The organism is Brevundimonas sp. CURTG3B2_SDJG (assembly GCF_057364705.1).
In genome coordinates, this window is record NZ_JBNFOJ010000073.1 from 1 (window position 1) to 11,457 (window position 11,457).

Genomic DNA, 11,457 nt, shown 5'->3' on the forward strand with positions numbered 1-11,457 from the left:
CGCGCTGGACCCGGCGGCGGCGGCGCGGATCGAGGCCGGCGACCGGCAGAGGCTGATCCGGCGATGGCGGTGGCGGAGCACACCGGGCGGGCGCTCAGTGACTGGATCGCGGACACCAGGCCATTGCTTGAGCCGGACTCTTGGACCGGACTGGTGGTCGAGCCGGAGCGGTCGGCGCTCTACGCCAACTGCGACCTCAGGGTGGCGCAAATGATCGACCAGGGCGCGCTGGAGGAGGTGCGCGCGCTGACGGCGCGGGGGCTTGACCCCGAACTGCCGGCGATGAAGGCCGTGGGGGTGCGCGAACTGGCCGCCCACCTGGGGGGCAGACGACGCTGGAGGCGGCCGTGGAGGCGACCCGGCAGGCGACCCGCAACTACGCCAAGCGCCAGCTGACCTGGTTTCGCAACCAGACGCCGGGGTGGAACCGAGTCTGAGAACGAGCCTCGCTCGGCGATCCCTTTTCAGGCGACGAAGCTGTGATAAGGCTACGCTTGGAGGATCCAAACATGTTCGTGCCGCTTCTGCTTACCGCCCTGCTCGCGCTTCAAGATCCGATGGACGGAGGCGAGGTACTGCGCGAACCGGACGCCAGACCGACGACCGAGGCGTCCGCCGACCAGACTCGCGCGGCGGATGGCGAGCAACGCGTCGTCTGCCGTCGGGAGCCGCAGACGGGATCGAATCGCACCCGCCGGGTCTGCACGCGCCAGGGCGTCATCGATCATCAAAGGGAAGCCAGCCGGGAGTGGCGCGAGAACACCCTTGACCGGCGGGCGACGTCCGACTGCGAGATCCTGGGCAACTGTCCGGGCGACAGCCGGGGTCATCCCATGGAGCCCCGGATCTGACCGTACGAGAAGCGGCGGAGCCCTACTCCGCCGCCTCCATCGTTCCCGCCGGAAAGTCGACCGCCGCGAACTCCGGCCATAGCTCGCGGATCAGGGCGACCTGGGCGGCCTCGTCCACCCGGATGAGATACCATTCGCCGCCCTCCTCGAGCGCCAGGGTGCTGTTGCGCGAGCGGAAACGGCCCGCGCCCTGGACATCCATCACCGTGGTGGTGGGGATCAGCAGATAGGTCCGCGAGCCGTCGGGGGTCAGGATCGGCGCGGCGGCGGCGAGATCCATCTGGTAGTCGACGAAGGTCACGCCCTGCAGCTGGGTGCGGATCACCTCGCGCATCGCCGTCACCAGCTGGTCCTCGGTCAGGCCGTAGCGATCGGCGATGGCGCGCAGCAGGCGCGGCGGCACGACCTCCATGGCGCCGGCCAGGTCGCCCGCGGAGATGATCTGATCCAGCCGGTCGATGCGGGTTGGACGGCCGCGCGGATCCGGGTCGCTGATCTGCTGGGCGGCGGCGGGCGCGGCCGCGAGGGTCAGGCAGGCGAAGGCGACGATCAGAAGGCGATGGATCACGGCGGCGCGCTCCCCCGAGCGGATCGGAGCCGGAAGCTTCACCGGAGAGCGCCGAAGGATCAAGGGCGGAGACGCACGGTCTAGAAGAACGGATAGCAGACGTAGGACTGGTTTCGGACGTCCAGGACGTACAGGGCGAGCGGAACCAGCGGCAGCAGCCAATGCACGGCCGCCAGACGCGTCTTGCGAGTCCCGATCGCGTGCCAGGCCCAGAGCGCGGCCCAGAGGAGGCCGACGGTGAACACCGCCAGCCACAACGGGCTCTCGCCCGCTCCCCAGGGACGGGGCGTGAACCCAAGGGACCAGACCGTGGCCCGTCCCTGAAGGTGGCAGATCGGGCCGAGGAGGAAAGCGCCTCCGAAGATGGAAGTGGCAGCTAGAGCGGCCGTCTTGAGCCAGGTCCAGCGGGTCGACCGAGGAGCCGCGGCGGGCCGGGACGGGAAAACCGAAGCCAGGGACATCGCGGGCCTCCAGACTTTGCAAGCGACGACCTTCGGGCGACGAGCCCTTGGAACTTCAGGGCTTTAGGACTATATTGCAAGCGTCCGGGTTCGCCCGGACTATGGCGATAAACGCGCCTGTAATAAGCGGACCGGACCCGGGTGCGATTCCCGGCGGCTCCACCATCCCTCTCCCGCGTTATCGGCGGAGCGAGCCCAAGGATGGACATGGGGGGCCGACTAGCATCGACGGACGTGTAAAGAGGATTGCTTTCGCCCGTCCTGACCCACCGTATCGGGTCATTTTCTAACTGCGAACGATAACTTCGCTGGAGAAGTCCGCCTCGCCGCGTAAGCGGTTCGGTTGATTTCGAACACTTAAGTCCTGGGGGTTCAGATCCCCAGGCGGGGCCCGGAGGGCGCCTGGCAACAGAAGCCCTCCACTTCATCAAAGACCGAAGCGCCCTCCTCCCGATCGAGCCGACGCATGAGCGAGTCCGCCGCCCCGTTGACCCGCCAGGCCATGGCGTCCGCCCTGTGCGACTTGGGTCTGGCGCCGGGCGACGCGGTGATGGTCCACGCGGCGATGAGCCGGTTCGGGCCGATGCTGAACGGTCCCGACGCCTTCATCGGCGCGCTGCGGGACGCGGTCGGGCCAGGCGGGACCCTGCTGTCCTATGTCGATTGGGACGGGAACTACCACGACCTGCTGGACGCCGACGGGCGGATGCCCGAGGCCTGGAAGCCGCATGTGCCGCCGTTCGACCCCGCCACATCGCGCGCGGTCCAGGCCAATGGCGTGCTGGCGGAGTTCGTCCGCACGACCCCGGGCGCGAGACGGAGCGCCAACCCCGGCGCGTCGATGGCCGCGCTGGGCGCCCGGGCCGAATGGTTCACGGCCGACCACCCGCTGGACTACGGCTACGGCCCCGGCTCGCCGCTGGCCAAGCTGGTCGAGGCCGGCGGCAAGGTGCTGATGGCGGGCGCGCCGCTGGACACCATGACCCTGCTTCACTACGCCGAGCATCTGGCCGACATCCCCGGCAAGCGGATCGTGCGCCAAGAATGCCCCCTCCTGACCGAAGCGGGCGTCGAGTGGCGGATGATCGAGGAGTTCGACACCTCGGACCCAGTGGTGGACGGCCTGGACGAGGCCTATTTCGGGGACATCGTGCGCGACTTCCTGGCCACGGGACGGGGCCGGACCGGCCGCATCGGCGGGGCCGAGCTGACGCTGGTCGGGGCCCCCGAGATCTGCGCCTTCGGCGTGTCGTGGCTTGAGCGGCGGGCGGGCTGACCGGCGCGCTCGCGGGAATCTGCGCTTTCACCCTCCTGGCGTCTTTCGCCGAGTGAAAGGCGACGCTACACCTCGCCCATGGCCGAAGAGACGCCCCCCGTCGACGAGATGCACTACGAACTGCTGATGCAGGACGCGCTGCGCGGCGTGATCCGGCTGGCGCTCGAACGCGCGGCGGGTCCGGACGGCATTCCGGGAGCGCACCATTTCTACGTGACCTTCAAGACCGGGCGCCCGGGGTCAGCGTGCCGCCCGACATCCTGGCCAAGTATCCCGACGAGATGACGGTGGTGCTGCAGCACCAGTACTGGGACCTGAAGGTCGAGCCCACCCGGTTCTCGGTGATGCTGAAGTTCGGCGGCATGCCCAAGGTGCTGGCCATGCCCTACACCGCCGTGACCCGTTTCTACGACCCGTCGGTGCAATTCCTGCTGCAGTTCGAGCCTCCGGCGACGGTCGAGGAGATCGCCGCCGAGGCCGCCGCCCCGGCCCCGGAAGAGACCCCGCCGCCCCCGTCCGGCGACGACGGGCCCAAGGTCGTGTCGCTGGACCAGTTTCGGAAGAAGTGACCCCTTTTCCCGCGCGTCGCATGCGCTAACGTCGGGACCGGCTGACGCGAGGCAAGCGCATGGTCCGGGGTCTGATCCTACTGCTGACAGGGGTTTTGGCGCTCGCGGAACCCGCATGCGCCCAGGCTCCGGCTCAGACGCAGCCCTCGCGCTTCGAGGGCTGGGCCGCAGGCGTTATCGCCGCCGATTGGCGTGACGGGCGCGGCCGACCGATCCAGGCGTTCGACAATGCGCGGCGCGACCTGGTCCAGGGCTTCCTGCGGGCCGGCTTCTCGCGCGCCCACATGGTCGACTACTCCCTGCGCACCGACGTGGCCGAGCCCACCTCGCCGCAGACGGCCTCGAGGCTTCCAGCGGATGGCGGCGCAGGCCGACCGGGGCTGCCTTCTGTACATCACCTCGCACGGGGCGCCGGACTTCATGGTGTTCGGCGAGACCGGCCGGATGACGCCCGACATCCTGGCCAATGCGGTGCGCCGGTCGTGCGGGGCGCGGCCGACGGTGGTGATCATCTCGGCCTGCTATTCCGGGCAGTTCGTCAACGCCTTGCAGGGGCCCAACCGCATGGTCCTGACCGCGGCGCGGCGCGACCGGCCCTCGTTCGGATGCGGCGCTGGCGAGCGCTATCCCTGGTTCGACGGCTGCATCCTGGAGACCCTGCCGACGGCGACGGACTTCCTGGCGCTGGCGGCGGAGGCGAAGGCGTGCGTGACGCGCAAGGAGAAGGAAGCCGGGGCGGAGCTTCCCTCCGAGCCGCAGCTATTCGTGGGCGCCGAGATGCAGATGCGGCTGCCGACGCTTCGCTTTCAGCGGGGCGGTTCTTGAGCGATGCTCCCAAGTCCGTCACCCTTGGGCTTGACCCGAGGGTGACGGAGGTGTTGGAGACCTCACCCCCGCGGAAACACCCGGATGGTGATCCGCTCGCGCTCGCCCTCGTAGCGTTCGACCAGCAGGCGAGCGACCTGGCTGTCGTCATGGAACAGATAGCCCTTGATCGCGTCCAGCAGGGCCTTGGCCAGGTTGTCCAGGTCCATCCAGGGCGGGTCGCCGACGTGTTCCATGCGGATTTCGACGACGTAGTCGCCCCAGGCCGGGCGCGAGGTCCATTCCTTGCGCATGAACTCGTAGACCAGGGGTTTGTAGTATTTGGCCTGGGTGGTCAGGCCGTCGATGGTGATCTCGACGGCGTCGCCGGCCTCGCGGGCGCGGACCTTGCCCGAGCCGATCCAGTCGCCGGACTTCACGGGCGGCAGTCTTGCGGCATGTTTCCCAGAAGGCGCGCCGAGACGAGGGCGACCGGCGGCGTCAGCTGCTCGGCTCCGTCGGCAGGGCTCGACTGAATGCGGCGAGCCACGTCCAGCCCCTCGATCACCCGCCCGAAGGCGGCGAAGCCCTGGCCGTCCGGATTGCGACCGCCGCCGAAATCGAGCGACGGCGTGTCCTGGGTCACGATGAAAATGCTGGAGGTGGCCGTGTCCGGCCCGTCGCGGGCCATCGAGACGGTCCCCGCGACGTGGCTGAGGCCGGTGTCGCGGGTCCGCTCCAGCGGGATGGGCGGCAGGGTGTCGTCCTCGACGCCGTGGCGCGAGGCGGCCTGGACGATGTCGATGGGGTTCGGATGGGCGTTGGTCGCCCGCACCACTGTGCGGAAGAAGGCGCCGCCGTCGTAGTGGCCGTCGGTGACGTAGAACAGGAAGTTGCACACCGTCAGCGGCGCGGCCTGGGCCGCGAGTTCGACGACGATCCGACCCTGGCCGGTCTCCAGGACGACGCGCGGATCGTCCGCCGTCGCGGGTCCCGCCAGGGCGAAGGCGAGAAGCGCCCCTCCGATCAACGTCCGCATCGCATCGCCTCGCCTCGCCTTGCCCTCGCCGGCCCCCGTGCTACACCGCCGCGCATTCCTCCGCCACGCCTGAAGAGCCTCTCGCGACATGACCGAGCACCGCACCGAAACCGACACCTTCGGCCCCATCGAGGTCGCCTCGGACCGCTACTGGGGCGCCCAGGCGCAACGGTCGCTGGGCAACTTCAAGATCGGCTGGGAGACGCAGCCGCTGCCGATCGTGCGCGCGCTGGGGATCGTCAAGCGGGCGGCGGCCGAGACCAACATGGCCCTGGGCCGGTTGGACCCGAAGATCGGCGAGACCATCGTCGCCGCCGCCGATGAAGTCATCGAGGGCCGGCTGAACGACCACTTCCCGCTGGTGGTCTGGCAGACCGGCTCGGGCACCCAGTCGAACATGAACGCCAACGAGGTGATCTCGAACCGGGCGATCCAGATGTTGGGCGGCGAGATGGGCTCGAAAAAGCCGGTTCACCCCAACGATCACGTCAACATGAGCCAGTCGTCGAACGACACCTATCCGACGGCGATGCACGTGGCCTGCGCCGAGCAGGTGGTGAACGATCTGCTGCCCGCGCTGAAGCACCTGCACGCGGCGCTGAAGGCCAAGTCGGACGCCTGGGCGTCCATCATCAAGATCGGCCGCACCCACACGCAGGACGCCACACCCCTGACCCTGGGCCAGGAGTTCGGCGGCTATGCGCAGCAGGTGGCCAACGGGATCGAGCGGATCGAGCAGACCCTGCCCAAGCTGATGGAGCTGGCCCAGGGCGGCACCGCGGTGGGCACCGGGCTGAACGCCCCGATCGGCTTCGCCGAACAGGTGGCCGAGCGGATCGCGGCGATCACCGGCCTGCCCTTCACCACCGCGCCGAACAAGTTCGAGGCCCTGGCCGCCCACGACGCCATGGTCTTCTCGCACGGGGCGATCAACACCGTGGCCGCGTCGCTGTTCAAGATCGCCAACGACATCCGCTTCCTGGGCTCGGGCCCGCGCTCGGGCCTGGGGGAACTGGCGCTGCCGGAGAACGAGCCGGGCAGCTCGATCATGCCGGGCAAGGTCAATCCGACCCAGTGCGAGGCGCTGACCCAGGTGTGCGTGCAGGTGTTCGGCAACCATGCGGCGGTGACGTTCGCGGGCAGCCAGGGGCATTTCGAGCTGAACGTCTTCAACCCGGTGATGGCCTACAACTTCCTGCAATCGGTGCGGCTGATGGCCGACGCGGCGATCAGCTTCACCGACAACTGCGTGGTCGGCATCGAGCCGCGCGAGGACAACATCAAGCGCGGCCTGGAGAACAGCCTGATGCTGGTCACCGCTCTGAACGGCAAGCTGGGCTACGACCTGTGCGCCAAGATCGCCAAGACGGCGCACAAGAACGGCACCACCCTGCGCGAGGAGGCCGTCGGCGGCGGCTATCTGACGAACGAGGAGTTCGACGAATGGGTGCGTCCGGAGAAGATGATCTCGCCGGGCTGACCCCATGACTGCGCTCGACCGCCCCTACTGGATCGAGGCACGGCTGGAGCGGCGCGAGGGCTGGGACGACGGCGTCTATCCGTTCAACCTCCCGGCGGTGAGGACCACCGACGCCCTGGCCTTCCATCCGCGCGTGACCTTCCTTGTCGGCGAGAACGGGTCGGGCAAGTCGACGCTGATCGAGGCCTTGGCGATCGCGTGGGGCTTCAACGCCGAGGGCGGCGGACGCGACCACCAGTATGCGACCCGGGCCTCGCACTCGCCGCTGCATCGCTTCGTTCGGCCGGTGCGGTCGGCGCAGAAGGCGCGCGACGGCTTCTTCCTGCGGGCCGAGAGCTTCTTCACCACCGCGACCTATCTGGAGGACCCGGAGGTGCGCGGGTCGCGGTACGGCGTTCGCAAATTGCACGAGCAGTCGCATGGCGAGAGCTTCTTCGCCCTGTTCGAGAACCGGTTCGTCGGTCAGGGCCTGTACATCCTGGACGAGCCCGAGGCGGCGTTGTCGCCGAGCCGGCAGCTGTCGTTCCTGGCGCGGATGCACGCGCTGGTGCGGGATGGATCACAGTTCATCATCGCGACCCACTCGCCGATCATCCTGGGCTATCCCGACGCCTGGATCTATCAGACCTCGCCGCACGGGCTGGAGCGCACGGCTTACGAGGACACCGACCACTACCAGGTCACGCGCGGCTTCCTGAACCGGCGCGAGACCTATCTGGACGTGCTGCTGGCCGAGGACTAGCGGACCGAAGGGCGATCCAACCGGACCCGCCTGCGTTCTGTCCCGGAAGGAGCCTCCATGCGCCCGGACGGAGAAATCATCCTGGTCGAAGGGAACGGCGTTTTCGCCCGTGTGGACGGTTCAGGGCCGCCGCTTCTGCTGCTCCATGGCTTTCCGCAGACGCATCGCATGTGGGACGCCGTGGCGCCGAGCCTGGCCCGGACCTTCACGGTCGTGCGCGCCGACCTGCGGGGCTACGGAAAAAGCGGCCGGCCACTGTCCGACGCGGCGCACGCGCCCTACGCCAAGCGGGCGATGGCGCGCGAGATGGTCGGGTTGATGGCGGCGCTGGGGTTTCCTCGTTTCGCCGTCGCGGGCCACGACCGAGGCGGGCGCGTCGCCTACCGCCTGGCGCTGGATCGCCCGGACGTAGCGACCGGGGTAGCGGTGCTGGACGTCCTGCCCACCGAGACCGCCTGGGCCCTGGCCGATGCGCGCCTGGCGACGGCCTTCTGGCCCTGGTCCCTGCTTGCGCAGCCCTCTCCCCTGCCCGAGCGGCTTCTGAGCGCCTGCCCGGCGGCGGCGGTGGACGACGCGCGGGAGAACTGGGGTTCGGACGGCCCGGCCTTCGACGAGCAGGCTCGGGCGTCCTACGTCGAGGCCCTCGCCGATCCCGCCGGGATCCACGCGATCTGCGAGGAATACCGCGCCGCCGCCACACTGGATCGCGACCACGACCGCGCTGATCGGGCCGCCGGACGGCGCATCCGCTGCCCGGTCCTGGTTCTGTGGAGCGCGCGAGGCGGTCTGGGCCGGTGGTATGAGACGCAGGGCGGACCGCTGGCCCTGTGGCGCGAATGGGCGGATCAGGTGGAGGGCGAAGGCCTGGACGCCGGCCATTTCTTCCCAGAGGAGCAGCCGGAGGAGACCGCCGAGCGGCTGCGCCGCTTCTTCACGCGCGCGGCCTAAGGCTTGTCGCGGATGGTGCGGCCGATCGGGGCGAGCGCGAGCTTGGCCAGTTCCAGGTCCTTGATGGCGAACGGGATGCCGATGATGGTGATGGCCTCGGCCACGGCGATCAGGACGTGCGACAGGGCGATGTACCAGCCCGCGAAGACGAACCAGATGACGTTCAGGCCGATGCCAAAGCAGCCGGCGCCCAGGGCCGTGGCGTCCGGCTCGCGCCAGACGACCTCGCGGCCGAAGGGCCAGAAGGAATAGCTGGCGATGCGCCAGGCGGCGAAGGTCCACGGCAGGCCGACGATCGTCAGGGCCAGGATCGCCCCGCCCAGCAGCCAGAGCAGGCCGGCCAGCCAGCCGCCGAAGATGAACCAGAGGATGTTGAGGACGAGACGGATCATGCTCCGATCATAGGACGTCCGGCGGGGGTCAGGGGTGAATTCGCGGTAAGCCGGTGCGGCCCTGCCTTCACCGTCACGGCCGGGCTTGTCCGGCCATCAAGGAACACCGGCATTGCATCCGCCCGGCGGCCGCAGGTGATCTGGGGTTCCCGGGACAAGCCCGGGAATGACGGGTTGGGGCCGCTGGTTCAGCCCTGTCCTCCGATCCTCGGGTCGAGCCCCAGATGACGGAGAATGGGAGCGATGGAGATCGCCCCTACCGCGGTTTCTCGGTCCAGCGGGCCTTGGCCTCGTCCCTGGTCACGTTGAGGTGGACGTGCTCGTCCACGTGCTGGACCCAGCTGACCGGGATCATGTGGTGCTTGAAGCCCGAGCCGAGGTCGAGCTTGGCCAGTTCGATCAAGTCGCCGCGGACATGGTCGACGCGGCCGACATGCGCGCCGTCCGAGCCGACGACTTCCTGGTGTTCCTTGATGAGCGAGGCTGAAATCATGGCGTCTCTCCTTGCGGGCCCGACCCTGCCGGGAACGCCGAGGGCCCGCCGGGGTTTCGAACGGCGAAGGTCCCGGACGGGTGACAGCCGAAGCCGCCGGTTGTATCGCGACCTGGCCGACGCGCCCTTTTGGAAGGCTCCATGAAACGGATCGCCGCTATCCTGCTGACCCTGGGCCTGGCCGTGTGGCTGTCGGCGTGCGGCACGCTGGAGCGCCCCGAGGGGCCGGTGCGGATCGCTGAGGGCGTGCTGCTTCCGGCCCAGGACCCGCGCATCCGCGTGGACGACGAGACCCAGCTGCGCGCCCTGTCCGACGAGGTCGGCAGCCGGTTCGCCGGCGAGCGGCCCGTCAGCATGCTGGCGCTGTCCGGCGGCGGGGCCAACGGGGCCTACGGCGCCGGGCTGATCGTGGGGTGGACTGAGCACGGCGACCGGCCGAAGTTCGACATCGTCACCGGAGTGAGCACAGGGGCCCTGGCGGCGCCCTTCGCCTTCCTGGGACCGGAATGGGATCCCCAGCTGCGTCAGGCCTACACCGGGGGCGGCGCGTCCAATCTGCTGAGCTGGCGCAGTTTCGCGGGTTTCCTCTACCCCAGCCTGTTCAGCAGCAAGGTGCTGCGCGATCTGGTCGACGACAACGTCACCCCCGAGCTGCTGCAGGCCGTGGCGCGCGAGCACGCCGCGGGCCGCCGGCTGCTGGTGGCCACCACCGACCTGGACAGCGAGCAGACGGTGATCTGGGACATGGGCCTGCTGGCGACCCAGGGCGACGAGAACGCGCGGGCGCTGTTCAAGGAGGTGCTGGTCGCCTCGGCCAGCATCCCCGGGGTCTTTCCGCCCGTGCTGATCGCCGGACTTCAGCCGGACAACACCGTGGCGATGGAGATGCACGTCGACGGCGGGGTGAACGCGCCCTTCCTGGCGATCCCCGAGCCCCTGTTGCTGTGGACGCGCGACCAGGCCAGCGCCGCGCCGAGCGCCCTCTATGTGGTGGTCAACGGTCAGGTGGGGCGCAACGATGGCGTCACCCCCGGGCGGCTGACGGGCATCCTGCTACGGACCTATGACGCGATGAGCAAGGCGTCGCTGCGCACTCACCTGGCGGCGACGGCGGCGTTCGCGCGGCGAAACGGCATGACCATGTCGCTGTCGGCCATTCCGGACAATGTCGAGGCGTCGAGCCTGAAGTTTGACCAGCCGACGATGACGGCCCTGTTCGAACTGGGCGCCAGCGGGCGCGAGCCGGCGAGGCCTGGGCGCGGCTGGACCGGCCTACCGAGAGCCCGCCGCTGGCGCCGACCGCCTTGCCTTCGTCCCAGATCCCCGAGATCCTGCGGCCCAAGGATCCCGAAACCCCGCCAGCCGAGACGCCTGAGCAGGAGTGAGTCCATGGGCGAGATCGTCAATCTGAACCGGGCCCGGAAGGACCGGGCGAAGCTCCAGGCGAAGGCCATGGCCAAGACCAACCGCGCCGCCCACGGGCGGACCAAGGCCGAACGCCAGGCGGTCGAGACGGCGCGCGAGCGGGCCGAGCGCCTGCTGGACGGCGCCAAGCGCGAGGACTGACATGGGCGGCTATGCGCCCCACACCCGCGCCGGCCTGATCGCCCTGGTCGCCATGCGCCGGATCAAGGCCGAAAAACTGCGTCGCCAGAAGCTGGCGGAGGCGAAGACCGGCGCCGAGACCGAGGCGCTGGTGAAGGCCGAGCTGAAGGAGAAGCGGTCGGGCTGGTTCCGGCGGTAGGCGGGGCGGGCCCGCAGCCGGACCCGCCCCTCCTTCCGTCAGTCCGCCGCTAGACCAGGTAGTCGACGTGAACTGCAGCAGGGGCGCCCG

Annotated in this window: 14 protein-coding genes, 1 other RNA gene and 2 pseudogenes; 11 read left to right on the forward strand and 6 right to left on the reverse strand. The window is 69.4% G+C overall.

What is annotated here, in order from left to right; translation table 11 throughout:
• Together AC2W7C_RS06845 and AC2W7C_RS06850 are read left to right on the forward strand one after the other, a co-directional pair.
• Nucleotides 1-437, forward strand: a pseudogene (locus tag AC2W7C_RS06845) (tRNA (adenosine(37)-N6)-dimethylallyltransferase); the annotation flags it as partial.
• Nucleotides 438-515: 78 nt separating this feature from the next.
• Nucleotides 516-851 carry a hypothetical protein gene (locus AC2W7C_RS06850; RefSeq protein ID WP_486000766.1) on the forward strand — a complete coding sequence of 112 codons (336 nt, stop codon included), beginning with the start codon at nt 516-518 and terminating at the stop codon, nt 849-851.
• A gap of 22 nt (nt 852-873) precedes the next feature.
• On the opposite strand, the gene AC2W7C_RS06855 is transcribed toward AC2W7C_RS06850, so the two are convergent.
• Nucleotides 874-1,461, reverse strand: a complete 588-nt coding sequence (locus AC2W7C_RS06855) for a hypothetical protein (RefSeq protein ID WP_486000767.1) — start codon at nt 1,459-1,461, stop codon at nt 874-876.
• A gap of 38 nt (nt 1,462-1,499) precedes the next feature.
• Complete coding sequence (locus AC2W7C_RS06860) at nt 1,500-1,676, reverse strand: hypothetical protein (protein ID WP_486000768.1); 177 nt, start codon at nt 1,674-1,676, stop codon at nt 1,500-1,502.
• Between the two features lie 247 nt (nt 1,677-1,923).
• On the opposite strand from AC2W7C_RS06860, the gene ssrA reads away from it, so the two are divergent.
• From ssrA to AC2W7C_RS06880, 4 genes and pseudogenes are all read left to right on the forward strand, one after another.
• Nucleotides 1,924-2,304: a transfer-messenger RNA gene (gene ssrA, locus AC2W7C_RS06865) on the forward strand.
• A gap of 42 nt (nt 2,305-2,346) precedes the next feature.
• Nucleotides 2,347-3,156 carry an aminoglycoside 3-N-acetyltransferase gene (gene aac(3) / locus AC2W7C_RS06870; RefSeq protein ID WP_486000769.1) on the forward strand — a complete coding sequence of 270 codons (810 nt, stop codon included), beginning with the start codon at nt 2,347-2,349 and terminating at the stop codon, nt 3,154-3,156.
• Nucleotides 3,157-3,234: 78 nt separating this feature from the next.
• A pseudogene (locus tag AC2W7C_RS06875) lies at nt 3,235-3,725 on the forward strand (SspB family protein).
• 357 nt (nt 3,726-4,082) lie between these two features.
• Entirely contained in the window at nt 4,083-4,550 is a 468-nt protein-coding gene (locus AC2W7C_RS06880) for a C13 family peptidase (protein ID WP_486000770.1), read from the forward strand.
• 62 nt (nt 4,551-4,612) lie between these two features.
• Here the strand turns inward: AC2W7C_RS06880 and AC2W7C_RS06885 are convergent, their stop codons facing one another.
• Nucleotides 4,613-4,969 (reverse strand): RusA family crossover junction endodeoxyribonuclease, encoded by a 357-nt coding sequence (locus tag AC2W7C_RS06885; protein WP_486000771.1) that lies wholly within the window; start codon nt 4,967-4,969, stop codon nt 4,613-4,615.
• Complete coding sequence (locus AC2W7C_RS06890) at nt 4,966-5,568, reverse strand: peptidylprolyl isomerase (RefSeq protein WP_486000772.1); 603 nt, start codon at nt 5,566-5,568, stop codon at nt 4,966-4,968. Before AC2W7C_RS06890 ends, AC2W7C_RS06885 begins: the two co-directional genes overlap by 4 nt.
• 88 nt (nt 5,569-5,656) lie before the next feature.
• Between AC2W7C_RS06890 and fumC the strand changes: the two genes are divergently transcribed.
• Genes fumC through AC2W7C_RS06905 form a run of 3 tightly spaced genes read left to right on the forward strand, consistent with a single transcriptional unit; the run spans nt 5,657 to nt 8,738 of the window.
• Complete coding sequence (fumC, locus tag AC2W7C_RS06895) at nt 5,657-7,048, forward strand: class II fumarate hydratase (protein ID WP_486000773.1); 1,392 nt, start codon at nt 5,657-5,659, stop codon at nt 7,046-7,048.
• Between the two features lie 4 nt (nt 7,049-7,052).
• Nucleotides 7,053-7,790, forward strand: a complete 738-nt coding sequence (locus AC2W7C_RS06900) for an AAA family ATPase (RefSeq protein WP_486000774.1) — start codon at nt 7,053-7,055, stop codon at nt 7,788-7,790.
• A gap of 57 nt (nt 7,791-7,847) precedes the next feature.
• On the forward strand, nt 7,848-8,738 hold the full coding sequence (locus tag AC2W7C_RS06905; RefSeq protein ID WP_486000775.1) for an alpha/beta fold hydrolase: 891 nt from the start codon (nt 7,848-7,850) through the stop codon (nt 8,736-8,738).
• On the opposite strand, the gene AC2W7C_RS06910 is transcribed toward AC2W7C_RS06905, so the two are convergent.
• Together AC2W7C_RS06910 and AC2W7C_RS06915 are read right to left on the reverse strand one after the other, a co-directional pair.
• Nucleotides 8,735-9,130 (reverse strand): YccF domain-containing protein, encoded by a 396-nt coding sequence (locus AC2W7C_RS06910; protein ID WP_486000776.1) that lies wholly within the window; start codon nt 9,128-9,130, stop codon nt 8,735-8,737. The genes AC2W7C_RS06905 and AC2W7C_RS06910 overlap by 4 nt on opposite strands.
• 256 nt (nt 9,131-9,386) lie before the next feature.
• Nucleotides 9,387-9,623 (reverse strand): DUF2171 domain-containing protein, encoded by a 237-nt coding sequence (locus AC2W7C_RS06915; RefSeq protein WP_486000777.1) that lies wholly within the window; start codon nt 9,621-9,623, stop codon nt 9,387-9,389.
• Nucleotides 9,624-9,764: 141 nt separating this feature from the next.
• On the opposite strand from AC2W7C_RS06915, the gene AC2W7C_RS06920 reads away from it, so the two are divergent.
• Entirely contained in the window at nt 9,765-11,189 is a 1,425-nt protein-coding gene (locus AC2W7C_RS06920; protein ID WP_486000778.1) for a DUF4169 family protein, read from the forward strand.
• 1 nt (nt 11,190) lies between these two features.
• Nucleotides 11,191-11,367, forward strand: a complete 177-nt coding sequence (locus AC2W7C_RS06925) for a hypothetical protein (RefSeq protein WP_486000779.1) — start codon at nt 11,191-11,193, stop codon at nt 11,365-11,367.
• The last annotated feature ends 90 nt before the right edge of the window (nt 11,368-11,457 follow it).

What these genes read in the sequence shown, in the direction of transcription:
- AC2W7C_RS06880 (WP_486000770.1), top strand. Translation starts at nt 4,083, where the DNA reads ATGGCGGCGCAGGCCGACCGGGGCTGCCTTCTGTACATCACCTCGCAC.
- AC2W7C_RS06890 (WP_486000772.1), bottom strand. Translation starts at nt 5,568, where the DNA reads ATGCGGACGTTGATCGGAGGGGCGCTTCTCGCCTTCGCCCTGGCGGGA.
- fumC (WP_486000773.1), top strand. Translation starts at nt 5,657, where the DNA reads ATGACCGAGCACCGCACCGAAACCGACACCTTCGGCCCCATCGAGGTC.
- AC2W7C_RS06900 (WP_486000774.1), top strand. Translation starts at nt 7,053, where the DNA reads ATGACTGCGCTCGACCGCCCCTACTGGATCGAGGCACGGCTGGAGCGG.
- AC2W7C_RS06905 (WP_486000775.1), top strand. Translation starts at nt 7,848, where the DNA reads ATGCGCCCGGACGGAGAAATCATCCTGGTCGAAGGGAACGGCGTTTTC.
- AC2W7C_RS06910 (WP_486000776.1), bottom strand. Translation starts at nt 9,130, where the DNA reads ATGATCCGTCTCGTCCTCAACATCCTCTGGTTCATCTTCGGCGGCTGG.
- AC2W7C_RS06915 (WP_486000777.1), bottom strand. Translation starts at nt 9,623, where the DNA reads ATGATTTCAGCCTCGCTCATCAAGGAACACCAGGAAGTCGTCGGCTCG.
- AC2W7C_RS06920 (WP_486000778.1), top strand. Translation starts at nt 9,765, where the DNA reads ATGAAACGGATCGCCGCTATCCTGCTGACCCTGGGCCTGGCCGTGTGG.
- AC2W7C_RS06925 (WP_486000779.1), top strand. Translation starts at nt 11,191, where the DNA reads ATGGGCGGCTATGCGCCCCACACCCGCGCCGGCCTGATCGCCCTGGTC.